General features: G+C 46.8%; 22 protein-coding genes and 1 tRNA gene. 21 read left to right on the top strand and 2 right to left on the bottom strand.

Annotation, left to right across the window (positions count from 1 at the left end; all coding sequences use genetic code 11):
• Positions 1-111: 111 nt before the first annotated feature.
• A complete protein-coding gene (locus tag ACTCCX_RS01720) occupies positions 112-1,083 on the bottom strand; it encodes an aromatic acid exporter family protein (protein WP_463274440.1) in 972 nt (323 codons plus the stop codon).
• 238 nt (positions 1,084-1,321) lie between these two features.
• On the opposite strand from ACTCCX_RS01720, the gene ACTCCX_RS01725 reads away from it, so the two are divergent.
• From ACTCCX_RS01725 to ACTCCX_RS01755, 7 genes are all read left to right on the top strand, one after another.
• A complete protein-coding gene (locus ACTCCX_RS01725; RefSeq protein ID WP_463274496.1) occupies positions 1,322-1,996 on the top strand; it encodes a deoxynucleoside kinase in 675 nt (224 codons plus the stop codon).
• A gap of 170 nt (positions 1,997-2,166) precedes the next feature.
• Positions 2,167-2,757 (top strand): Ada metal-binding domain-containing protein, encoded by a 591-nt coding sequence (locus tag ACTCCX_RS01730; protein WP_463274441.1) that lies wholly within the window; start codon positions 2,167-2,169, stop codon positions 2,755-2,757.
• A gap of 161 nt (positions 2,758-2,918) precedes the next feature.
• Positions 2,919-3,383, top strand: coding sequence for a CopY/TcrY family copper transport repressor (locus tag ACTCCX_RS01735; RefSeq protein ID WP_463274442.1), 465 nt, complete (start codon positions 2,919-2,921; stop codon positions 3,381-3,383).
• 1 nt (position 3,384) lies between these two features.
• Entirely contained in the window at positions 3,385-5,850 is a 2,466-nt protein-coding gene (locus ACTCCX_RS01740) for a heavy metal translocating P-type ATPase (RefSeq protein WP_463274443.1), read from the top strand.
• Positions 5,851-5,881: 31 nt separating this feature from the next.
• Positions 5,882-6,091, top strand: coding sequence for a heavy-metal-associated domain-containing protein (locus tag ACTCCX_RS01745; protein ID WP_463274444.1), 210 nt, complete (start codon positions 5,882-5,884; stop codon positions 6,089-6,091).
• Between the two features lie 474 nt (positions 6,092-6,565).
• Positions 6,566-6,636: transfer RNA gene (locus tag ACTCCX_RS01750), tRNA-Gly, on the top strand.
• 501 nt (positions 6,637-7,137) lie between these two features.
• A complete protein-coding gene (locus ACTCCX_RS01755) occupies positions 7,138-7,932 on the top strand; it encodes a cell wall hydrolase (protein ID WP_463274445.1) in 795 nt (264 codons plus the stop codon).
• Between the two features lie 239 nt (positions 7,933-8,171).
• On the opposite strand, the gene ACTCCX_RS01760 is transcribed toward ACTCCX_RS01755, so the two are convergent.
• A complete protein-coding gene (locus ACTCCX_RS01760) occupies positions 8,172-8,702 on the bottom strand; it encodes an HD domain-containing protein (protein ID WP_463274497.1) in 531 nt (176 codons plus the stop codon).
• Between the two features lie 246 nt (positions 8,703-8,948).
• Here ACTCCX_RS01760 and ACTCCX_RS01765 point away from each other — a divergent pair, with 246 nt between their 5' ends.
• From ACTCCX_RS01765 to ACTCCX_RS01830, 14 genes are all read left to right on the top strand, one after another.
• The gene (locus ACTCCX_RS01765; protein ID WP_463274498.1) at positions 8,949-9,770 is read left to right on the top strand and encodes an aminotransferase class IV; all 822 of its coding nucleotides are present in this window, start codon (positions 8,949-8,951) and stop codon (positions 9,768-9,770) included.
• A 128-nt stretch (positions 9,771-9,898) separates the two neighbouring features.
• A complete protein-coding gene (locus ACTCCX_RS01770; protein WP_463274446.1) occupies positions 9,899-10,891 on the top strand; it encodes a biotin--[acetyl-CoA-carboxylase] ligase in 993 nt (330 codons plus the stop codon).
• A gap of 1 nt (position 10,892) precedes the next feature.
• Positions 10,893-11,420, top strand: a complete 528-nt coding sequence (locus ACTCCX_RS01775; RefSeq protein ID WP_463274447.1) for a biotin transporter BioY — start codon at positions 10,893-10,895, stop codon at positions 11,418-11,420.
• A gap of 316 nt (positions 11,421-11,736) precedes the next feature.
• The gene (locus ACTCCX_RS01780) at positions 11,737-12,294 is read left to right on the top strand and encodes an NADPH-dependent FMN reductase (protein WP_463274448.1); all 558 of its coding nucleotides are present in this window, start codon (positions 11,737-11,739) and stop codon (positions 12,292-12,294) included.
• A 197-nt stretch (positions 12,295-12,491) separates the two neighbouring features.
• Complete coding sequence (locus tag ACTCCX_RS01785; protein ID WP_463274449.1) at positions 12,492-13,178, top strand: DUF554 domain-containing protein; 687 nt, start codon at positions 12,492-12,494, stop codon at positions 13,176-13,178.
• A gap of 101 nt (positions 13,179-13,279) precedes the next feature.
• The gene (locus tag ACTCCX_RS01790) at positions 13,280-13,855 is read left to right on the top strand and encodes an SOS response-associated peptidase (protein WP_463274450.1); all 576 of its coding nucleotides are present in this window, start codon (positions 13,280-13,282) and stop codon (positions 13,853-13,855) included.
• Between the two features lie 275 nt (positions 13,856-14,130).
• Positions 14,131-15,129 (top strand): ABC transporter substrate binding protein, encoded by a 999-nt coding sequence (locus ACTCCX_RS01795; RefSeq protein ID WP_463274499.1) that lies wholly within the window; start codon positions 14,131-14,133, stop codon positions 15,127-15,129.
• A gap of 534 nt (positions 15,130-15,663) precedes the next feature.
• Positions 15,664-17,220: a 2-isopropylmalate synthase gene (locus tag ACTCCX_RS01800; RefSeq protein WP_463274451.1), complete on the top strand. Its 1,557-nt coding sequence runs from the start codon at positions 15,664-15,666 to the stop codon at positions 17,218-17,220.
• 18 nt (positions 17,221-17,238) lie between these two features.
• Complete coding sequence (gene leuB / locus ACTCCX_RS01805; protein ID WP_463274452.1) at positions 17,239-18,285, top strand: 3-isopropylmalate dehydrogenase; 1,047 nt, start codon at positions 17,239-17,241, stop codon at positions 18,283-18,285.
• A 15-nt stretch (positions 18,286-18,300) separates the two neighbouring features.
• The gene (gene leuC, locus ACTCCX_RS01810; protein ID WP_463274453.1) at positions 18,301-19,689 is read left to right on the top strand and encodes a 3-isopropylmalate dehydratase large subunit; all 1,389 of its coding nucleotides are present in this window, start codon (positions 18,301-18,303) and stop codon (positions 19,687-19,689) included.
• Entirely contained in the window at positions 19,676-20,263 is a 588-nt protein-coding gene (leuD, locus tag ACTCCX_RS01815) for a 3-isopropylmalate dehydratase small subunit (protein WP_463274454.1), read from the top strand. The genes leuC and leuD overlap by 14 nt, the downstream gene beginning before the upstream one ends.
• Before the next feature lie 349 nt (positions 20,264-20,612).
• Positions 20,613-21,824, top strand: a complete 1,212-nt coding sequence (locus tag ACTCCX_RS01820; RefSeq protein ID WP_276647900.1) for a saccharopine dehydrogenase family protein — start codon at positions 20,613-20,615, stop codon at positions 21,822-21,824.
• A 21-nt stretch (positions 21,825-21,845) separates the two neighbouring features.
• Entirely contained in the window at positions 21,846-22,973 is a 1,128-nt protein-coding gene (gene nspC / locus ACTCCX_RS01825) for a carboxynorspermidine decarboxylase (protein ID WP_463274500.1), read from the top strand.
• A 337-nt stretch (positions 22,974-23,310) separates the two neighbouring features.
• A complete protein-coding gene (locus ACTCCX_RS01830) occupies positions 23,311-24,489 on the top strand; it encodes a CapA family protein (protein ID WP_463274455.1) in 1,179 nt (392 codons plus the stop codon).
• The last annotated feature ends 426 nt before the right edge of the window (positions 24,490-24,915 follow it).

The raw sequence follows: 24,915 nt of genomic DNA on the forward strand, positions 1-24,915 counted from the left end.
TCTCTGTGCATTTCCGTTATCCGTACTCTTCTTTTCACCGTGAGGTTGTTTGAAATTAAATACATAATAACAGGACGATTAGTAAGTGTCAAATGATTTCTCACGATAAATTCATTTTTTTGTTTGTATTTCGGTTGCATACTCTTCGTAGAAGTCTTTTTTTGTCTGGATGAAACGTCTGAAGTCATTCAACAACTGGAACAGGATAGCGCGGTTTTCGAACTCCGCTCGAGTGGCCGGCAACTCGCTTTCGCGGAACGTTTGCAATAAAGAATCGATATCATCCATCAGATAGATACCGGTGTTCTGCTCATGCAACTGAGCTGCAGTCAGGAAGAAAAGGCCAGCCAAAATCTTATTTTCTCTTGTCGGCAGGGTGCATAATCTTAGGTTTGCAGCCATATATTTCAGGATGGTGACTTGCTCGCTGCGCATGTCGAAATAGCGGATATTATAGGTTGATTGGTCCAGCAACTGATTGTCGAACTCAGCGTAGACGACTTTTCTGTATTTTTCCAATAAATGATCGAGATCGCCGAGCAGGCTGATTTGATTCTGATCCTCACCTTCCTGGAGGATCTCGCTGAAACTTTGGAGCACGTCTTTCATTTTTGCTTCAACTTGTTCACGCAGAGAGATGATTTGGCTGGCTTTCGAAGGCATATAAAGATTAAACAGAATTGCTACACCGGCTCCGATCATCATCAAGGCGAGCTCGTTCAGAAGCCACGAGAAACTCGTTTGCTTTTCAAGCAACAGATGCGTCACCAGCACTGAGCAAGGTGCGATGCCGGACTGAAGGGTAAAGCGGTAGGCCAACGGTACGTAGAACAGTAGATAAATACCGAACACGATGATATGGAATCCGAAAAGACGGAACAGGATCGTCGCGATTGTCAGTGCCAGCACAGTGGAAGCAATCCGCTGCAGGGCTGTAAGAACGGAGGATTTTTTTGTGTCCAGCACACTCAGGATCGCGATGATCCCGGCTGAAACGGAATAATCCAACTGGAAAAATTGCGCGATCAGAATCGCGATAACGGTCGCGAATGCGATTTTGATGGTGCGGTGGCTCAATGTCAAGGGCTTCCCTCCTTTATTTCTAGCATAGTGCATTTGAGGGGTTTTGACTAGTGTTTTTGGGAGCAGAAACCAGTGATCGGTTTTGCGCTGATAATGGATTTTCTAATCAAAAAAACACTATATCTCGTTTACTCGCCGTGGTATGATACTAAATGTTGTTCCGTTAGTAAGCGGATCGGGAGTTGCATAAAAATATGGAAATAATCAGATAACACCAAAGGAAGGGATATGATTGAGCGTGCTGGTAATGGCAGGAATGATAGGTGCAGGGAAATCGACTTATACCGAAATGATTTCAAGAAGATTGGGGACGGAGGCCTTTTTCGAAAGTGTCGATTATAACCCAATCCTGGATAAGTTTTACGACAACCCGCAGAAATGGGCGTTCAGCCTTCAAATATATTTTTTGAATACGCGTTTCCGCAGCATCAAGGCTGCATTGACTGACGACAATAATGTCTTGGATCGTTCGATTTATGAAGATGCTTTATTCACGCGGGTCAACCATCTGCAAGGCAATATTTCAAAAGAAGAGATGGATATCTACAACGACCTGTTGGCCAACATGATGGAAGAACTGGAAGGCATGCCCAAAAAAGCGCCAGATTTGCTGATTTATCTGGATGGTTCTTTCGAGAAGATTTTGGAACACATCCGCAAACGCGGCCGCGAATTCGAACAGATCGAAGACGATCCGGAGCTGTTGGCGTACTATGAATTGCTTTACAATAACTATGAACAGTGGTTCCAGGAATATGACCAAAGTGCCAAAATAAAAATCGATATAGATGCGTTCGACATCGTCAATAATCTCGGGGACGAAGAGAATGTCATGGCCATCATCGAAGCAGCCCTGCTGGAAGTGCGCGGTGAAGGGGCTGGGTTGACTTGTGCCGGAAGCAGCAACGGGTAAGTGAAATAAGAGATGAGCCATCATCCAAAAGCAGCAGTGCCGGTGCAGGTGCTGCTGCTTTTTGCATACAACAGCCTGAAGTTTTTGTGGCAAGCTAAAGCAAATCCAGCTTTTCTGTACTATAATAGTAAGCGGATATAAATGACGGTTGAAGAGGATGGAACCAAACAATGGCGGCGGATAAGGCAGAACAAACGGTGAATGTGGAGCAATGGCAAGCAATAAATGAACGGGATACGTTTTTTGATGGAGAATTCTATTACGCGGACAGGAATACGCAATTGTATTGCAAGCCGTCCTGTCCTTCCAGACTGCCGAAATTTAATCAGGTCTGCATCTTTACTTCAGCCGAGGCTGCGGAGGAGTATGGCTGTAGTCCTTGCCGCAGATGCCGGCCGAACGGTAGGGAAGTTACGGATCTGGAGTGGGCCGGTCAAGCCGAGCGCTTTATCAACAGCCATTACCAAAATCCCTTGAGCCTGAATCGGATTGCCGAATCCTGTCACGGCTCCTCATCGGAACTGCAGCAGATTTTCATCCGGATCTACGGCGTTTCGTTGATGGACTACCTCGACCGCGTTCGGATGGATCAAGCGCGCTATTTGCTGATGCATTCGGGACGCTTCATCAAGCAAATTTCCGAATTGGTGGGAATGCCCTCCGTTTCTGAGTTTTCCCGCAAATTTAAGGAAAAGGAAGGTATGACACCGACTTTATATCGCCGACGCGTGCGTAAGCGTGAACGAAACCAACAATCCTGACGATATACTGAAGAACAGAAAAAATAATTCCGTGCAAAACAGCAGGTTCACCGTTCAACGGTAGCGGCTGTTTTTTTTTTGATGAAAATCATTTGACATAAATCGTCTACAAATGTAAACTATGTTTAGAAGCAAGAATCAACAACGAAAGGGTGAAAGAAATGACCGAACTGGCACAGAAGAAGATCACCGATGCCGAATGGGAAGTCATGCGCGTCGTCTGGACAAACGGGAAAGCGACCAGCCGGGAAATCTTTTCGGTTCTGCAGGAAAAAATGGATTGGAAACAAGCCACCGTCAAAACTCTGATCGGAAGACTCGTCGATAAAGGTTTGTTGGAGACAGAACCGATCGGCAATAAATTCATCTACAGCGCAATCGTAACCGAACAGGAAAGCGTCGGCGGTGCTACTGAAGATCTTTTGGCGCATGTCTGCACAAAAAAAGTCGGCCGCACGATAGCAGAACTGATCGAAAGGGCTACGTTGAGCCATGCGGATGTGGCGCTGTTGGAAAAGGTGATTGCCGCCAAAAAGCTGATGGCAGTCGCCGAAGTGAAGTGCATGTGTACGCCAGGACAATGCAACTGCAAGCAGACCGGTTGCTTACATGAGGAGGAATCGTAAGATGGAAAATAAAAGTTATGACATAGAAGGCATGAGTTGCGCCTCGTGCTCGCAAGCCGTGGAAAAAGCGGCCGCCAAAGTCGCAGGCGTCAAGGAAGCGACAGTCAATTTGGCTACCGAGAAACTGACGGTCGCTGTCGATGGGAACCATTTTTCCGAAGAAATTCTGAAAAAGGCAGTCGATGATGCTGGCTATGTTTTGGTGGCAAACAAGAAAGAAAAGACGTTTCTGATCGAAGGCATGAGCTGCGCCTCATGTTCCCAAACCGTGGAAAAAGTGACCCGGGCAGTTGCCGGTGTATCCGATGCATCGGTGAACCTGGCAACCGAAAAGATGGTTGTTTCCTACGATCCGACAGTGCTTCATGCGGGCGATATCGAAAAAGTCGTGGCTGAAGCCGGCTACAAGGCGATCGAAGAGAACGCTACAATAGAAGAAAGCGACCAAAACCAAGCAAAGAAAGAACAGCACATCAAAAATATGTGGCGGCGCTTCTGGCTCTCGGCTGTATTCACAGTTCCGCTTCTGTACCTCGCGATGGGTCACATGTTGGGATTGCCGTTGCCGATGAGCCTTCATCCGGATATGCATCCCGTCACATTCGCGCTCACGCAGCTTGTGTTGACGATCCCGGTGATGATACTCGGGACGAAATTTTTCACTGTCGGCTTCAAGTCCCTGTTCAAAGGACACCCGAATATGGATTCGCTGGTGGCTTTGGGAACAAGCGCGGCCTTTCTGTATAGCCTGTATGGCACATTTGCAGCAATCGGAGGGAACAACGAGCTTGTCATGAATTTGTATTACGAATCGGCAGCCGTGATTCTTACCCTGATTACCTTAGGGAAGTACTTCGAGGCCGTCTCAAAAGGCAAGACTTCGGAGGCCATCAAAAAATTGATGGGCTTGGCACCTAAGACAGCCCGCGTCATCCGTGACGGCAATGAGCAGGAAATCAAACTGGATGCCGTCATGGTCGGGGACATTTTGGTTGTCCGTCCCGGCGAAAAAATGGCGGTTGATGGAAAAGTCACGGAAGGCCTGACGTCCGTCGATGAATCGATGCTGACAGGAGAGAGCATGCCGGTGGAGAAAAAGGCGGGCGATGCCATTATCGGTGGCAGCATCAATAAAAACGGCACCATCCAGTACCGGGCAGAGAAAGTCGGGAAAGATACGGCGCTCGCTCAAATCATCAAATTGGTTGAAGATGCACAAGGGTCAAAAGCGCCGATTGCCAAGCTGGCTGACACGATTTCGGGCTACTTCGTTCCGATCGTTATCGTGCTCGCTGTTTTGGCTGGACTGGCTTGGTACTTCTTGGGACAAGAATCCTGGATTTTCGCGCTCACCATCACGATCTCTGTTTTGGTTATCGCCTGTCCTTGTGCTTTGGGTTTGGCAACACCGACCGCCATCATGGTGGGTACAGGCAAGGGTGCCGAGAACGGTGTGCTGATCAAAAGCGGAACGGCTCTGGAAGTGACACATAAAATTGAGACAATTGTTTTCGACAAGACTGGAACAATCACCGAAGGCAAGCCTAAAGTGACGGACGTGCTGGTACGTGATGGGATCGATCCGGATGAACTGCTGCTGTTGGCGGCTTCGGCCGAAAAAGGGTCGGAGCATCCGCTTGGAGAAGCCATCGTCCGCGATGCTGAGGAAAAAGGGTTGTCTTTATCGAAACCATCCGCTTTCAATGCGCTGCCCGGTTTCGGTATTGCTGTCACAATCGATGGGAAAGAGTTGCTTTTGGGAAATGAAAAGTTGATGCTGAACCATGCAATCGGACTCGGTTCATTTGCCGAAACTTCTCACTCGCTGGCTGAACAAGGAAAAACACCGATGTACATCGCAATGGATGGGCAACTGGCCGGAATCATTGCTGTTGCCGATACGGTGAAAGCAAGCAGTGCCGCTGCAATCAAAAAATTGCGTAGTATGGGCATCGAAATCGCGATGATCACAGGCGACAACAAACGTACCGCACAAGCCATCGCCAATCAGGTGGGCATCGACCGTGTCCTGAGCGAAGTGTTGCCTGAAGACAAAGCGGCTGAAGTGAAGAAGCTTCAGAAGGATGGCCGCAAAGTAGCTATGGTCGGAGACGGCGTCAATGATGCACCAGCATTGGCCCAAGCTGATATCGGCATCGCTATCGGATCGGGAACGGACGTAGCAATCGAGTCGGCGGATATCGTTTTGATGAAGAGTGACTTGATGGCGGTTGCCACAGCCGTCGAACTCAGCAAGGCCACCATCAAGAACATAAAGGAAAATCTGTTCTGGGCATTCGCCTATAATGTCCTGGGCATCCCTGTTGCGATGGGCATCCTGCACGTCTTCGGAGGCCCTTTGTTGAATCCGATGATTGCTGGAGCAGCGATGAGCTTCAGCTCGGTGTCGGTTGTGCTGAATGCATTACGTCTGAAAGGGTTCAAACCCTCCGTTTCAAAACGGTAAGGGAATATCATACAGAAAAGAGGAAAAGATAATGGAAAAAGAATTGATGTTAGAAGGAATGAAGTGCGATGGTTGCGTAGCAACAGTCCAGGAGAGATTTTCTGCGATTGCAGGAGTGGAAAAGGTAACTGTTGATTTAGAAGGAAAGAAAGCGACAGTCCAAATGAACCAAGATATTCCCGAGGCAGCTTTTAATGAAGCGCTAGCCGACACGAAGTTCAAAGTAACCGGCAGCAAGTAAGCGAAAAAAATAGCGCGACTCCTTCAATAGCGCTCAATGTCATTAACTTCAGCAACTTTACAACTGTAAAAAAGCGTGGATGCATGATGCATTCCCGCTTTTTTTGAGTGTGAGGCCAAATCGTTGAATGTTCCTTAGCTATTCGATGATTTTGGTTCGTCATGAAGTCGAATTATTGGATGTTTCTGGACATTCGATAATCTCGGCTTAATCGGGAATCAAATTGTCGGATCTACCTCATCTATTCGGCAGTGTTGGCCACTGGGTTGAGCAGTTCTTCTGAACTCTGATCGCTAATCTCCTCTGATTTCCACCTGTCCTTTGTTTGTCAATGCCATCAAGCTAATGAGATTGAGTAAGCTCTGAGGGAGCTTTCCTCATATATATATTTGTACATTTTTTCTGTTTAGCTATTGTCTTGAACACAATTTAGGAGTAAAATGGTACATGCAGTCCGGTTGAAAAGACCGATATGCGGGCGTAGTTTAGTGGTAAAATGCGACCTTCCCAAGGTCATGTCGCGGGTCCGATTCCCGTCGCCCGCTTTCTATAGTGCATGTATCTTAACCTTACCGATAAATTCGGCAAGGTTTTTTTTTATGTTTACAACAAGCAAATGTTTTGTAACAATCTTTGGCCAGTATTATCAGGGTTGAGCGGTAACGATTGAGAAATGACACATATTGATTGGAATGTTACAGCGTAAATCGTTTATAAATCAAAGATTTACATACTTTTTGACACAGACTTTGTGAAAAAACACATCTGTCGTGCTAATTGTTACAAGTTGATTTTCTATATTACGACAGTGTAATATTTGACTTATGTTTGTAAGATAAACAGTTATTTGAGACAGTGACGTTAAGATGGAATAACAAAGAAGGGATTTTTAACTTTACCGGTTTGATTCGTGTTAGGATTGTCTCTGTTGAAAGAACTCCAATCGAGACCTGGATAAATACTTCATTTATCAAATAAAAAAGGTCATGAAGAGTATAAATTGCAATACGGAAACATTGCGAAGAGAAGAAAGGGACAAAACACACATGAAAAACTTCAAATCTAGATTATTCGTAACGAGCGCAACTTTAGCAGCCATCGGTTTTATGGCAACAGCGAATCCTACACAAGCACAGGCAACAGAATATACTTCATCCACTTGGACAGCACGTACGGCAGATCAAATCAAAGCGGATATCCAAAACTTGGAGAACGGCAGCAAATATACTTTCCAATGGGGCGACACTTTATCCGCAATCGCATTGGCGACTGACGTATCAGTGAATGCCTTAGTTGATGTCAACAGCATCGGAAATGCAGACATGATCATTGCAGGAAACTCGATCGTATTGTCAGCCGACCACAACATCGTGACTGTTGAACAAGGCTCAGAAGTGAAGAGCTACGATGTCAGCTCTGAAGAAGTTGTTGAAGTCGAAACACCTGTGGAAGTAGTTGAAGAAGTTCAAGCAGCTGCACCAGTTGTAGAAACCTATGTTGAGCCGGCTCCAGTAGCGCAAGCGTCATCAACGACTTACCAAGCCAGCTACTTCTTGTATCAAGTAGTCCAAGCTGAAGCAGGTCCAAGCTACCAAGAAAAATTGAATGTTGCTTCTGTTATTATGAACCGCGTTGAATCCGGAATCTGGGGCGGAACGACAATCGATGCTGTCTTGTATGCACCGTATCAGTTCTCGGTAGTTTCGAACGGAGCTGCAGCAGCAGAAGTGCCTACTGCTGACACGATCCAAGCTGTAAACGAAGTATTGAATGGTTACCGTTCAACATCAGCTCAAAGCTTCCGTGCTTCAGGTGATGGCGTAACAAACGTCTTCTACTAAAAAAATACAAACTGTAGGAATAGTACAAACAAAAAACTGGGCCCATGACGGGCTCAGTTTTTTTGATGAGATCCTGTAAATGGCAGCCCCGAGCAGGCATAGCTCCGAGGATGTCGGATAACCCGGAAGTATCCGACATCCAGCTCTTATTAATTTCTTTTGGCATTCTCCAACGAACCGAAAAATGAAAAAAAGCAAAGAAGAGGCTACCTCATTTTGGAGGCAGCCTCTTCTTTGCTTTAAATGTTGATGTTCAGGTTTACTGGGCTCAATTTGGAAACCAGACCGCGTAGGCGAGCACCTGCGATTTCTTTTATCGGCTCGACGACCTCTCTGATTGCGACATATTTGTCCACGTAGGTTACAACAAAACTTTCTTTGTAACGCGGCAGGCCACAACGGCTTACTAGGAACATGTGCTTAAGGATGATGTCGCGCTCCAAAGAGCTGATTTCAGTTATACGGCAAGCATTTTCACAGGCAATTTTTGGATGGGCATCTGCATGAGAACCGATTTTCAGCTGCGCGACAGCATCGCGGTCTTCATGGAAGAAGTCATGCAACAATCCGGCACGTGCAGTGGATCGGGCGTCTAGATTCCATTTTTTGGCAAGTTGATAACTCTTATAGGATACGCGGATAGAATGCTCCAAACGATTGGTGAAGTGGTGGTGGGTAATGGTCTCCATATGCAATAATTCTTCGTGATAGATGAGATCTTCGACCAAAGCAACATATTCAACATCATTTTTCCAATGGGATTGTGGCATCTGCATGCTTATTCTATCATCCTTTATGTAAGTAGATTTGTTTGTATTTTTCATGATGCCCATACTATACACCCACCGCAGAAAAAAGGGAAGGGAGTCGTTGTGTTTTTTTACCTTTTACAAATTTTTAAATTGTTTGTCATTTTGCTGTCACATCCGCTCTTTTGCGAATTGGCGTGTACTTCTTGGGATTACGGAGTAAAATAGGGGATATAAGAACAGGAAGGAGCGATGAATTTGGAGATAGTGGAAGGACCTTACTATTTATTGAATGAGGAACTCATCAAGAATGAGGATGGCGGAAAACATCCGGAATTTGAAGGTCGAACGGTATACGAAGTCATCCGTGTTCAAGATGGGATTGCGATATTTTTGGAGGATCATCTGGATCGTTTTTTCCGGTCCGCGGCTTACTTGGATTTGCCGTTGCCTGCTACTGCTGAAATGATCGAGGACCGCGTCTATCGCCTGATAGCCGCCAATCAGGTTGGGGAGCAGAACCTTAAGTTCATCCTTGGCAAAACGGCTGAGGGCGAGAGTGTGTTATGGATCTTTTTCGCCCAGAGCCTCTACCCTCCAAACAGCTACTATGAAGAGGGTATCGCGACGAGCCTGTTCCATATCGAACGGTTGGACCCGAACATCAAGCTTGTCCGCTCGGATTATCAAAAAGCGGTCCTGCAGGAACGGGCGGATAAAGGGGTCTATGAACTGCTGCTTGTGGATGCAAATGAGGAGATCACGGAAGGCAGCCGCACGAATGTCTTTTTTGTGAAAGGGAATGAGTTGTATACTCCGCCAGCAAAGGCAGTCCTGTTGGGCATCGTCCGCAAGAAAGTGTTCGAAATCTGCGCAAACCGGAAGATTCCGATCAATGAAACGGCCATCCCTGTCGCGTGGATAAAGGATGCTGAAGGAGCATTCGTTTCCGGTACTGGTAATAATGTGCTGCCGATTTCGAAAATCGGCTCGGTTGCGATTCCAACGATGGATAATCCAATTGTGCAGACCATCATGGCAGATTATGCCGAAATGGTCAAAGCTTATAAGCAAGAAAGAAAACACTAGAAAATTTGTTACCCTAATTTTTATTAAGGTTGACAAAGGGCGAACCAACAGTTAAACTGAATACAGCATTGAGACCATCGCTTCGGTTCAAGCGGTGGTTTTTTTATAGAAGAGAATGGAGGTAAAGGATGTCAACAAAAGAGAAAGTTCTGCAGTATCTGGAGCAGCATAAAGGGGAAAGTGTTTCCGGTCAGGATTTGGCTGATCAATTGGAAGTTTCCAGAACATCTGTATGGAAAGCAATCAATAGACTAAAAAAGGAAGGCTATCAAATAGAAGCGACTACGAATAAAGGGTATCAGTTATCCATTGAAACTGACCTGTTATCGGAGGCGGCCATCGTGCCCCAGTTGTCGGAAGCGCTGAAAAATCACCGGATTATCGCGCACAAAACGATCGATTCGACCAATCTGGAGGCCAAACGGATCGTCAATGAAGATCCGACTTTCGAAGGTGTGATCTTATCTGAAGAACAGACAAAGGGAAGGGGACGCTTGGGAAGAGTTTTCTACTCGCCGAGCGAATCGGGGCTGTACATGAGTTTGGTTTTGAAGCCGGTTGCTGATCTGGATAACGCAACGCTGATCACGACAGCAGCCGCCGTCGCTGTCTGCCAGGCGATCGAGACATTGACGGGCAAAAATCCGCAAATCAAATGGGTGAACGACATCTTCCTGGATGGCAGGAAAGTCTGCGGTATCCTGACCGAAGGGATCATGGATATGGAATCGCGGACAATCGGAACGATCATTTTAGGGATCGGCTTGAATTTCCGGGCACCTGAAACGGATTTTCCTGATGAAATCCAGTCAATCGCCGGCACGTTGTTCGATTCAAAAAATGCCATGGTGACACGGAACCAAATGGCCGCTGAAATACTCAATCGTTTTTATGTCCTTTACCCGGAATTGGCTTCTCGGTCTTACCTGGAAGAGTACCGCAAACGCTGTTATGTCTTGGGAGAACAAGTCACTTTCCCGCAAGGGAGCGAAACGATCGAAGCCAAAGCGATCGCAATCGATGATGACGGCGGACTGGTTGTAGCCTTGCCGAATGGGGAAACAAAAACGCTGACCTATGGCGAAATCAGCATCAAAATCAAAAAGAGAGAAGGAAAATAACATGAAATTATCAACAAGAGATCTGACCCAAATCAGCATATTCGCGGCTTTGACCTTTGTCAGTGGGTTCCTGAGCATCCCCATCGGACCCGTTCCAATCACTTTGCAGACACTGTTGGTACTGATGACCGGTTTCTTATTGCGTCCGAAAGCTGCTTTCTTCGCGCAATTGCTGCATCTGTTGCTTAAATTATTGCTTGGCGGATTCCAATCCTTATTGTCGCCCAGCTTCGGCTTTGTGTTTGGATTTGTTGCAGCCGCAACTTTGATTTCTTATCTCGTACACAAAAAAGAGGGCGGCTTCTTGAATTACGGAATCGCTGCTGTCGCCGGCACCATCGTGATGTACGCAATCGGCCTGCCTTACATGGCAGCAATCCTGAACGGCGTTATGGGAAATCAATTCGGCTTGGCCGAAATTTTCCAGATGGGTATGATTATGTTTATCCCTGGGGATATCGCAAAAGCTTTGTTGGCGATCATCCTGGCCGACCGTTTAAAAAGTCGAGCCCGCGTATTTCAGCACTGATTTCAATTTTTGAAAAAAATAAATGACTTAAAAAGCATGCAAAACCGCTAACCAGTGGGATTGCATGCTTTTTTTTTAAAAAGCTTTAAAAAAATATCTCGAATTCGTGAATATATATCTTGAAATAAATTCCGGGATGTGGCATAATAATATCAAGCTTACGAAATGTAAGAGAGGTGAGGGAGAGTCCTTCATTGAAAAACAAGTGCATGGAGGAAAAAAATTGGAAAACACATCTATAATATCTCGAATTAGTAATGCTTTGTTTGGAAGTAAAAATACATCAATAACAACAGACGAAAAGGGGAAAACAACTATGAAAATCGGAATTATCTCAGGAAGCGTACGTGAAGGAAGAAACTCAGCAGCTGTATCAGAATGGATTCATGAATTTGCCCAAAAACGCAATGACGGCGGCATTGAATACGAAGTTGTCGCTTTAGCAGACTATGACTTGCCTTTACTGGGTGCTAAATTACCGGAAGACCGTCAAGCAGCAGCTGGCGCAGCAATCCAAGCTTGGTCGGAAAAAATGGCTTCATTTGATGGATATGTATTTGTGACACCTGAATACAACCATGCAGTCGGTGGTGCATTGAAGAATGCGTTGGATTTCCTGAAACCAGAAGTTGCCGATAAAGCAGCTGGGTTTGTAGGCTACGGAAGCTTGGGCGGGGCCCGCGCACATGAAAACATGCGTGTTATCCTAGGGGAATTGAGCGTAGCGACAGTGCACACAACAGTGAACTTCTCGTTGATGACTGATTTCGAGAACATGAGCAAATTTGTTCCGAATGATTACCATGCAAACAATGCGACAGCAATGTTCGATGAATTAATCAAATGGTCCGGCGCTTTGAAAACAATCCGTTAAAATAGGAAGAATAGTGATGCGAAAAGATCGCCGTGCATGCATGGCGATCTTTTCGCATTTGTTGAGACAGGCATCTTTCATATTTCATCCATTGATTTTCTGAAAGCGAGCGTCTATACTGATACCTACTGAGCTTGTAAACAAGCATTCGAATTAAGTGATCAGCATATAAGCAAAAGTCAGTCGGAGGGGATAATTTGGTTTTATTGGGAAGTTTGGTCAACGGGGCTGCTATTGTGTTGGGAGGCAGTGTCGGCCTAGTTTTGAAGAAAGGTTTATCGGATAGGATAGCCAAAGCTGTGATGAACGCTCTGGCACTCTGCGTCCTGTACATCGGAGTGAGCGGTATGCTGAAGGGCGAAAATGTTCTCATTACCATTTTGTCGATGGTGTTTGGCACTTTGGTCGGAGAATGGATTGATTTGGATGAAAAAATCAATCAATTAGGAGATGCAATCGAACAGAAAGTTTCTTCGCCTGGTGAAAAAGTTTCTGTTTCAAAAGGGTTTGTGACGGCAAGTCTGCTGTTCTGTGTCGGTGCGATGGCAATCGTCGGCGCTCTCCAGAGCGGTTTGACCGGCAATCATGATACGCTTTTCGCGAAGTCGCTGATCGACGGGATTGCGGCCATTGTGATGGCATCCAGCTTGGGCATTGGCGTGTTGTTTTCAGCCGGCCTGATCCTCGTTTATGAAGGCGGGATTACGCTTTTTGCCAATGTCTTGGCGCCGCTTTTGACCGATTCTGTAATCAATGAGATGACTTGCGTCGGCTCATTGCTGATTGTCGGTCTGGCGTTGAACATGTTGAAATTAACGAATCTTAAAATCATGAATTATGCGCCTGCTGTGTTTTTCCCGATTCTGTTCGGATATTTTATGTAACAGCAGAAAAAGACGTTCCCCAGCGGACGTCTTTTTTGTATTACGCCTCTGCCGCTATTATAATCGGTATCAGGGAAAGTGAACTCGAGAGGATGAGGACAATGTGCGGACGGTATGCACTTGAAGCTACAAAAAGGGAATTATGGGAAAGGTATCTGTTGGGGGAGATGGCAGAAGACGTCGAAGCGCGTGCGGAAATATTTCCGACCAACAGCACACCGTTGATCATGCCGGGCAACGAGCTAGTCCATCACAGATGGGGATTTATTGAGCCTTTCGCTAGGCGTCCTTTGATCAATGCCAGAGCGGAAACCATCCTCGAAAAACCGACATTCAGCCAGCCTTTCCGGTCAGCGCGTTGTTTGGTGCCGGCGACTGCATTTTTTGAATGGGAGAAAGTCGGCGAAGAAAAGTTGAAACGGAAAATAGCCGTATCCGGTATTCCGATTTTTTCGATGGCCGGTATAATGAAAGCCTATCATGATGAGGATGGAAAACTTTTTACGGCTTTTTCAATCATTACGACTGCCGCCAACGACCAGATGCGCGCCATCCACGATCGGATGCCTGTAATACTGGAACCGGCGGATGAAGCTTTTTATCTGGACCAGCAGGCTGATCCAAAGCAGGTTTGGGAGTTACTGAAACCGACGGCCCATCGACTGCTGATCAGATAATCAAGCGCCAGATTGTAAAATGAGAAAGCACTCATGTTAATTTAATTTAATCGTTGACATCCTTATTTGATTCTTATAAACTGAAATCAATTAATAAATGACGTGCGAGAGTACTTATGCAAACGCAACCAACAGGCCGGATGCCTTTCATCAACTCTTTGCAAAAGCCCATTTGGATAAACGCATCTGAATGGGTTTTTGCGTACAGGAGAAGGCCTGCTTGCATAGTTAGATTCCGCATAAATTAAAAAAAAGGGGGAATTGAAATGATGGGAATGGATTGGAAAAAGAAAGTAACGACAAGCTTGGCATTGGCTTCTGCCGTATTGCTTGGTGCATGCGCCGGAGGAACGGAGGAAGCGACGGATTCTTCAGCAGCAAGCTCAACCGCCTCAACGGAGGCTGTGCAAATCGGGATTCTGCAGATTCTTGAGCATGAGTCCTTATCTGCTGCACGCAAAGGATTTTTGGATGTTTTGGAGGAAGCCGGGTATGTTGAAGGCGACAATCTGATTGTGGATTACCAGAATGCTCAAGGTGATCAAGCCAACCTTCAGAGCATGGCCGAGCGTTTGGCCGGCAACAATGATCTCATTTTAGCGATATCGACTCCGGCTTCGCAAGCAATCGCGAACGCTGAGCAAGAAAATGCAGTCCTGTTCACTGCCGTAACCGATCCAATCGATGCCGGACTGGTGGCAAGTGCGGAAGAACCTGGCGCGAATATCACCGGAACAAGCGACCAAGCACCGATGGATAAACAAATCGAGCTGTTACTGTCAATCGTACCTACTGCAGAAACAGTCGGCATCATCTTTAACTCCAGTGAAATGAATTCAGTCGTCCAAAGTGACCAAGCGAAAGCTTTGTTGGAAGCTGCCGGTGTCAATGTTGAAGTCATGACTGTAACTTCAACGAACGATGTCCAACAAGTGATGGAATCGTTGGTACAGAAAGTGGATGCAATCTATATTCCTACCGATAATACTTTATCCAGCACAATGGCTACTGTCGGCCAAATCGCTATGGAAGCTAAAATCCCTGTCATTCCTGGTGCAACGGATATGGTGGAAGTTGGAGGATTGGCGACTTACGGAATCGACTTCGAAGAGTTGGGGCGTCAGACAGGCGAAATGGCCTTGCAGATTTTGGAAGAAGGTAAGCTTCCTTCCGAATTGCCTGTCCAATTCCCTGAGACACTTCAATTGGTCATCAACGAAGAGATGGCTGAAGCACTGGGCATCGATCCGGACAGCATCAAATTACCTGAATAATCTAGGCATAAAAGACGAGGCTGTCCGCGAGTTGGCAACCTCGTCTTTTTGTGACGTCCAGGCTTCCCGAGTGCTGTTACGGCGAGATGGCGTTTACCGGAGCTGCGAACGCGATCAGATCTACCACGATCCTCCAATTCCTGCACACGATCACATGATTTTGTAAGGAAACTGCAAAAGGGGTTGACAAAAGAAGACACATTGCATAAAATGAGAATACGATAATAAAACTTAGTGAAAAATTAGAAGGCTACAAAAAAGAGGAGGGGATCGTCATGGAAGATGCAAACGTATCAGTCAACGTAATCATGGGGACTACCCCTTCTTTTAACGGCTTATTATTATAGCAGGGCTTGGACACTGAAATATCAGTCGTTTGAGCCCTGCTTGGCATTGACAAATAATGGGGCTGAAGCGATTATTTATTGACCTTCGAAATGCATCCATTATTTGTGGATGCATTTTTTTTCGAAATTTACTCTTATGTATTTCTAATCAAACAAAAAACGAAAAAATGAACCGGAGGATAAGACAATGACCGAAAAACAGTACATTCAATTCTTTGATACGACCCTGCGTGATGGGGAACAGACACCTGGTGTGAACTTCAATACGAAGGAAAAGGTGCAAATCGCTTTGCAGATGGAAAAGTGGGGAATCGATGTTATTGAAGCGGGCTTTCCGATTTCTTCAGAGGGCGACTTCGAAGCGGTAAAGGCGATTGCCGGTGCTGTCAAAAATATGACGGTTGCAGGACTTGCGCGTTGCAATGAGAAAGACATCGATGCCGCCTATGATGCTTTGAGAGATGCAGTCGATCCGCAAATCCATATTTTCATAGCGACCAGTCCCGTACATATGGAATACAAATTGAAAATGAGTAAAGAAGAAGTGTTGGCCTCGGTTGCACACCATGTGGCCTACGCTAAATCAAAATTTGAAAAAGTTCAGTTCTCTCCTGAGGATGCGACCAGAAGCGATTGGGACTTCCTTGTCGAAGTAGTCAATCTTGCCATCGAAAAGGGCGCAACGGTCATCAATATTCCTGATACGGTAGGCTATACCAATCCAACCGAATTCGGCAACCTGTTCAAATACCTGAAGCAAAACGTAACCCGCTTTGATGACGTCATCTTCTCATCCCATTGCCACGACGATCTGGGTATGGCAACGGCAAACGCGTTGGCTGCAGTCGAAAATGGTGCTCTTAGGGTAGAAGGCACCATCAACGGCATCGGAGAGCGCGCCGGCAATACCGCGCTGGAGGAAGTTGCGGTCGCTTTGCACATCCGCAAAGATTATTACAAAAAAGAAATCGGAGTTGTTCTGAAGGAAACGAAGCGCACAAGTGATTTGGTCAGCCGTCTTTCCGGCATGCCGATACCGCGCAACAAAGCCGTCATCGGTGGCAATGCCTACGCACACGAGTCCGGGATCCATCAGGATGGTGTGCTGAAGAATCCTGAAACCTACGAAATCATCACACCGCAATTGGTCGGTGTAGAACACAACTCATTGCCGCTTGGAAAACTTTCCGGTCGTCACGCTTTCGTGGATCGGATTGCGCAAATGGGGTATGAAATCTCCGATCCGGCTGAAATCAAAATACTGTTCGCACGCTTCAAAGAGTTGGCTGACAAGAAGAAGAACGTGACTGAAGAGGACATCCATGCGTTGATGGTCGGCAAGTCCATCGAGGATGAATCGGCTTTTGAGCTGAAACGGCTGCAAGTGCAGTTTGTGAAGGATGGCATTCAAGCGGCCATTGTCGGCATCCAGGACAAGAACAACAAAGATACGAAGATGCAGGATTCGGCGACTGGATCAGGAAGCATCGAAGCAATCTATAACACCATCAACCGTATCCTTGAGCAAGAAATCATTCTGAAGGAATACAATATCGAAGCTATCACGGGCGGGAAGGATGCGCAAGCAGAAGTGCACGTGGTCGTTGAGGATGAGGATGGCAAGAGCTATAACGGCACAGGCATCGACTTCGACGTCCTGACTGCATCCGCTAAAGCCTATATTCAAGCCAGCGGGAAAGCAAAAAACAAACAGACAATAGAAAAAGTATCAGCACATTTCTGATGAGGGGGAAAAAGTAAGATGAATTATACGATTGCAGCATTGCCGGGAGATGGCATTGGACCAGAAATAATGGAAAGCGGATTGATTTTGCTGGAAGCAATAGGCAAAAAATTTCAACATGATTTCAACGTAACGGTTTACCCATTCGGAGGAGCCGGCATCGATGAAACCGGAGATCCGATTCCGCCGCAAACAATCAAGGGCTGTTCCGAAGCTGACGCGATCCTTTTGGCCGCAATAGGCGGACCGAAATGGGAAAAAGCTGAAAAGACACCGGAAGATGGTCTATTGCAATTGCGTAAGACATTGGGACTTTTCTCAAACATCCGCCCAATTGCAGTGAGCGACAGCATCGCCCACCTGTCCCCGTTGAAGACGGAACGAGTAAAAGGCACCGACTTCATCGTGGTCCGTGAATTGACTGGCGGGCTCTATTTTGGCCAGCCGAAGCATTGGGACGATGAGGAAGCGACTGATACTTTATTCTATAAAAAGAGCGAAATCGATCGGATCGTCCGCCAGGCTTTTGACATCGCGATGACGCGCGGCAAAAAACTGACTTCCGTCGATAAAGCCAACGTATTGGCCAGCAGCAAATTATGGCGCAAAACCGTGAATGAAATCGCGACAGAATATCCGGAAGTGACAGTGGATCATTTGTATGTCGATGCGGCTTCGATGAAAATTATCCAAGATCCGACCTCATTCGATGTCATCGTGACGGAAAACATGTTCGGTGACATCCTGAGCGACGAAGCATCCGTCATCACAGGCTCACTGGGGATGTTGCCTTCCGGAAGCCATGCGGTATCCGGTCCTTCGTTATACGAACCGATCCATGGGTCTGCACCGGATATTGCCGGTAAAAACATCGCCAATCCGATGTCGATGATCCTGTCCGTAGCCATGATGCTGCGCCAAAGTTTCCAGCTGCATGAAGAGGCGGAGGCGCTTGAAAAAGCGGCTTCCGAGGTGATGGATGCCGGTTTCCTTACGGCCGATCTGGGCGGCACGACTACAACGACAGTATTTACTGAACAAGTGAAAGCCATTTTGGAAAAGTGAAGGGGAGTAGATAGTATGAGCAGAACGCTTTTTGATAAACTATGGGACAGACACGTCATTACAGGACCAGAAGGTGAACCACAATTGTTGTATGTGGACCTGCACCTGATCCATGAAGTCACTTCACCACAAGGTTTTGATGGCTTGCGCGAAACCAACCGCCAAGTCCGCCGCCCCGACAAAACAATCGCAACGGTCGACCACAACGTGCCGACCGAAGATATCTTCAATATCAAGGATCTTATTTCGAAGAAACAGATCGAAGCACTGCAGAAGAATTGCGCGGAATTCAACATCCCCTTGATGGACATCGGCACTGCCAACCAAGGAATCGTGCACATGGTCGGTCCGGAATTAGGCGCAACCCAACCAGGCAAGATTGTCGTCTGCGGAGATTCGCATACGGCTACACACGGCGCTTTCGGAGCGATGGCTTTCGGTATCGGCAGTTCGGAAGTCGAGCACGTTTTTGCGACACAATCGATCTGGCAAAAGAAACCAAAATCGATGGGGGTCAAAATCAGCGGAAAGCTGCAACCTGGCGTCTACGCGAAAGACATCATCCTGCACCTGATCGCTACTTATGGAGCAGCTTTCGGGAGCGGCTATGCGATTGAATTTTACGGCGATACTGTCGAAGCATTGACGATGGAAGAACGGATGACGATTTGTAACATGTCCATCGAATTCGGGGCTAAAATCGGCATGATGGCGCCGGATCAGACTACCTATGACTATCTGCGCGGCCGCCGATATGCACCGGAAAATATGGAAAAAGCGATTGCTGATTGGGAGACCTTGAAGAGCGATCCGGATGCTGTCTACGACACTGACATCGCAATCGACGTTTCCGAATTGGCGCCTTATGTAACTTGGGGAACGAACCCCGGAATGGGCGTGCCTTTCGGCGAGAAATTCCCTGAAATCAAGGATAAAAATGACGAACGCGCCTACAACTACATGGATCTGCAACCCGGTCAAACGGCTGAAGAAATTCCCTTGGGCTTTGTCTTCATCGGTTCTTGTACGAATGCGCGTCTGTCCGATTTGATTGAAGCAGCGAAGTACGTTAAGGGCGGAAAAGTTCCTTCTCATATCCAGGCTATGGTTGTTCCGGGCAGCCGGACTGTCCGTGATGCTGCCGCGGAATTGGGCTTGGACAAGATCTTCATCGATGCAGGATTTGAATGGCGCGAACCAGGCTGTTCGGCTTGTTTGGGAATGAACCCGGATAAAGTCCCTGCAGGCGTACACTGCGCTTCGACTTCCAACCGTAACTTTGAAGGCCGTCAAGGCAAGGGTTCCCGTACCCACTTGGTCAGCCCGGCAATGGCTGGAGCTGCCGCAGTGAACGGAAAATTTGTGGACATCAGAAAGGAAGCAGTGACTTATGGAGCCAATTAAAGTACATGACGGCAAAACCGTTGCCTTGATGAACAACAACATCGATACCGACCAAATCATCCCGAAAGTGTTCCTGAAACGGATCGAAAAAACCGGCTTCGGTGCTTTCGTATTCGACGAATGGCGTTTCCTGAAAAACGGCGACCCGAATCCGGAATTTCCTTTGAACGATGCCGACCGCCAAGAAGCGACGATCCTCGTGACAGGGGATAACTTCGGTTGCGGCTCTTCCCGTGAACATGCCGCATGGGCATTGAAGGATTATCGCTTCCGTGTCATCATCGCCGGCAGCTACAGCGATATCTTCTACATGAACTCCTTGAAGAACGGCCTGTTGTTGATCGAGTTGCCGCAAGAACAACGCGACGCTTTGGCACAATTGCCTGCGGATGAGACCATCCAGATCGATTTGCCGAATCAAGTGGTCAGAACCAGAACAGCCGAGTATCCGTTCGCTATCGATCCGACCTGGAAGCACAAACTGGAGAATGGTATAGACGACATCACCGAAACGATGGCATATGCAGACCAGATTGATGCGTACGAGGCTAAATGGGACAATATTTACGCATAGATTGAAAAGTGGAACGGGTTCGTTCAGCCCTGATTAAGGGAACACTTTGAGAGTACTTCAAATACCTAGAGTGATGCATTTTACATTTATAAAAAGTTTATTGGATAAGCGAGAAATTTCCTTCAATTGGAGGGAATTTCTCGCTTGTTTTTTTGAGTTGTTGTAAGATGGAGTTGCGTCAAGGTCTATCTAATATGACGATATGTTGTCGTTGTCGCTAAAAAAACATTATCCTATACGCCTTTGTGTTATAATATCTTGTCTGTCGTTAAGCACCTATTTGAGGATATTTGCAGAAAAGGCCCGCAGGATGGATGAATTAAATTTCCCTACAGGAGGAATGAATAAGATGAGTAGAGCTTTAATTATTGGTGCCGGTGGCGTTTCCAACGTCGTATGCCATAAATGTGCCCAAAATTCAGAAGTGTTCGAAGAATTTATGATTGCCAGTCGTACAAAGTCAAAATGCGATGAAATCAAAGATCGGATCGAAAGCGGCATTTATGCTGGGCGTTCCAAAATCACGACTGCCCAAGTGGATGCGAACAATGTTCCTGAATTAGTGGCGCTGATCAATGAATACAAACCGGATATCGTGATTAATGTGGCTTTGCCATACCAAGACTTGACCATCATGGATGCTTGTCTTGAGACCAAAACCGACTATGTCGACACAGCGAACTATGAACCGGAAGATACAGCTAAATTTGAATACAAATGGCAATGGGATTACCGCGAGCGTTTCGAGAAAGCCGGTATCACCGCTTTATTGGGATCAGGCTTTGACCCGGGCGTAACGAGCGTATTCTCTGCCTATGCCCAAAAACACCATTTCGATGAAATCCACACGATCGATATCCTCGACTGCAACGGCGGCGACCATGGCTATCCTTTCGCAACCAACTTCAATCCGGAGATCAACATCCGTGAAGTGACCGCGAACGGCAGCTATTGGGAAAACGGCGAATGGATCGAAACGGAACCGATGGAAATCAAACGTGAGTACAATTTCGACCAAGTCGGCAAGAAAGATATGTACTTGCTGCACCACGAAGAAATCGAATCTTTGGCTTTGAACATCAAAGGCATCAAACGCATCCGTTTCTTCATGACTTTCGGCGAAAGCTATCTGACGCATCTGAAAGTGTTGGAGAACGTCGGTATGACTTCCATCGAGCCGATCGAATTCGAAGGCAAACAAATCGTGCCATTGCAATTCCTGAAGGCTGTACTGCCTGACCCAGCTTCATTGGGACCGCGCACAAAAGGAAAAACGAACATCGGTAATATCTTCACAGGCATCAAGGACGGCAAAGAGAAGACTTACTATATCTACAACGTCTGCGATCATGAAGAATGCTACAAAGAAGTCGGCTCGCAAGCTGTTTCCTATACAACTGGCGTCCCTGCGATGATTGGGGCAGCTATGGTCTTGACTGGACAATGGAAGAAACCGGGTGTGTACAACATCGAAGAATTCAATCCGGATCCATTCATGGAAGCGTTGAACGTCTACGGCTTGCCTTGGCAAGAGGACTTCAATCCTACCTTGGTCGATTAGGAGGAACAGATGGATACAACAATCGATTTTCAAGCCTTGCCGACTCCCAGCTATGTGGTGGATGAAACTTTATTGCGCCGCAATCTGGAAATCCTGAAATCGGTCAAGGAACAAACGGGCTGCAAGATTTTGCTGGCCCAGAAAGCTTTTTCGATGTACCATTTCTACCCATTGATTGCCGAGTATCTGGACGGTACGACCGCAAGTTCAGTCCACGAGGCGCAACTGGGTCATCAGGAATTCGGCAAGGAGACACACGTCTTTGCGCCGGCTTTCAAAAAGGAAGAAATGGAGGCGTTGCTCCCTATCGTGGATCACATCGTCTTCAATTCCCCTAACCAAGTGAAGCTATATGCCGAAATGGTGAAAAACAGTCCGCGTCCGATCGAAATCGGCTTGCGCGTCAATCCGGAGCTTTCAACGCAGGATCATGCACTTTATGATCCTGCCAGCCCGTTTTCGCGTTTGGGGACGACAGCCATCAATTTTGATGAGAGCCAAGTCGAACTTTTGGACGGCCTGCATTTCCATACCCTTTGCGAACAGGGGTCCGATGCTTTGGAAGCGACATTGGTCGCATTCGAGGAAAAATTCGGGAAATATCTGCACGGCATGAAATGGGTGAACTTCGGCGGCGGGCACCACATCACCAAAGAAGGCTACGATATCGCCAAATTGGTTAAGATCGTCAACTACATCAAAGAAAAATACGCGGTGCAGGTCTACTTGGAACCTGGCGAAGCGATCGCGCTGAATGCGGGCTTCCTAGTCGCAAGCGTGCTGGAGACTACCTACAACCAGATGAATTTGGCCATTCTGGATACATCAGCGACTTGCCATATGCCTGACGTATTGGAAATGCCATACCGTCCGTTCATCATCGGTTCCGGTGAAGCGGGCGAAAAGGCGCACACGTACCGTTTGGGCGGGCAGACTTGCCTGGCTGGTGACGTCATCGGGGATTATTCCTTCGATGAACCGCTGCAGCCCGGCGATCGCCTGATCTTTACGGACATGGCCATCTATTCGATGGTGAAGAACACGACTTTCAACGGCATCCAACTGCCGGCCATCGCGGCCCATACCGTCAAGGACGGCACGAAAGTCATCAAGACTTTCGGATACGAAGATTTCAAATCACGACTGTAAAAGTTTTTGAATAGTGGAGCTGTCTCTTATGAGGCAGCTTTTTTGCTGTTCTCCGGCGTGGGGGGCTTGGCCGGAGTTGAGGACCGCATTCTGATGGTCTCCTCCTGTGGGCAGAAGCCTCCTCGGAGAAGAGACCAAATATTACCATTCTGCTCCGGCGAAAGAAGCCTCGCCGGAGGAACGGGACATTTTGCACTGTAGTTTTCCAGCGAAAATATGCATATCCATAAAAAACAATAGGACTGCGAAGAATTTGCCTCAAGTGACAAAGACGATAGGGTCCGGTATAATCAAATTGTCGAATATTGCGAAAAATCCTTCGGAAAAGGGGAACAAAATGAGAAAAGAAACGTTTGTGATGTCGTTGGCTGTGCTGGGATTATGGGGGTGCGCGGATGAACCGGATACGGTTCATGAAGTTGCATCCGTGGACACCGCTTCTGAACAAAATGATACAGTTTCCGAAAACGAGGAGGAAAAAGTCATTTCCTTCATCGGAGTCGGGGATAATCTGATCCATGATTCCATTTTCCGGGATGCGGAATTGCCGGACGGAACCTATGATTTCAAGTTCATCTACGAGAATGTGGCAGAGGATATTGAAGAGGCGGATATCGCTTTTTTGAATCAAGAGACGATCAGCGCGGGGGGAGATTATCCTTATTCGGGCTACCCAGCGTTCAATACGCCGCCCGAAATCGCTCAGGATATGAAAGACCTAGGCTTTGATTTGGTCAACGGCGCAACGAACCATGCCTTGGATTATGATTACCCAGGCGCCCTCAATTCCCTGGCAGTATGGAATGAAGTGGATGATGTCATCTACACAGGTATTTATGAGAGTCAAGCGGACCGGGATGAAATCCGGACAATCGAAAGAGAAGGCGTCTCGTTCGCTTTTTTGACCTACACTTACGGCACGAACGGTATTGAGCCGGACACCTCTTATCGGGTAGCCTATTTTGACGAAGAGCAGATTCGCCAGGATGTTGCCAATGCCAAAAGCGTCAGCGATGCTGTCATCGTTTCGGCGCACTGGGGTGACGAAAATACGCAGGAAATCAACGAGATGCAACGTACTTATGCACAATTATTCGCCGATCTGGAGGTCGATGTCGTCATCGGAACCCACCCACACATTCTGCAACCGATTGAGTGGGTGACAGGCGTAAATCAAAATAAAACCCTTGTAGTCTATTCTCTGGGGAATTTTATTGCCCACTCGCTGACGGATTATAACACGCTCGGAGGCATGGTGACTTTTGATTTTGTTGTTGCTGATGATGGGACGGTGAGTATCGAAAACGTCCAATTCGAGCCTACAGTTTCGCACTATGTGGCAGATCCGGAAAATGTTGAGAATTCACGGCGGGATTTTAAAATTTACAAGTTGGAAAATTACTCGGAAGAGTTAGCCTTGGAGCATGGGTTGAACGGTTATGAAGACCTGGAAATAACGCCGAATAACTATCTTTCCCTCGTGAAGAACGTTATACCTGCAGAAATGTTGGAGTAACGGAAAAATACAATAATGCTTTTTTTTTGAAGGCATCGGTAATCAGCGGTACAGCAAGCGTTTCTTGAAAAGAAACAAATCTGAAACCGAGGCCTTCCGAAAATTGCTTACTAATGATTGACGAAATCGCTTATTTATACTATATTGTAGGCAGATGGAAAATCTTATCGCGATATTCTATCCACACCAGAAAAACTCCCGATTGAAATATCAGTGATAACGTCAGCGTACCACCAAAAATACACCCTCCGCTCAAACAAATGAGCAAACCACCCAAATACTTTCACAACTAGATCTCTTGGAATCAAACAAAAGTAATTCCGGTAAACTTACGTTCGTTTTAAAATCCTTTCACAAATCATCCAGTAGACCCCACCAGCACAACAGACCCGATTTCATTCTTCGCTTACCCATTTTTAAAATAGA

This window comes from Trichococcus sp. (assembly GCF_055118575.1).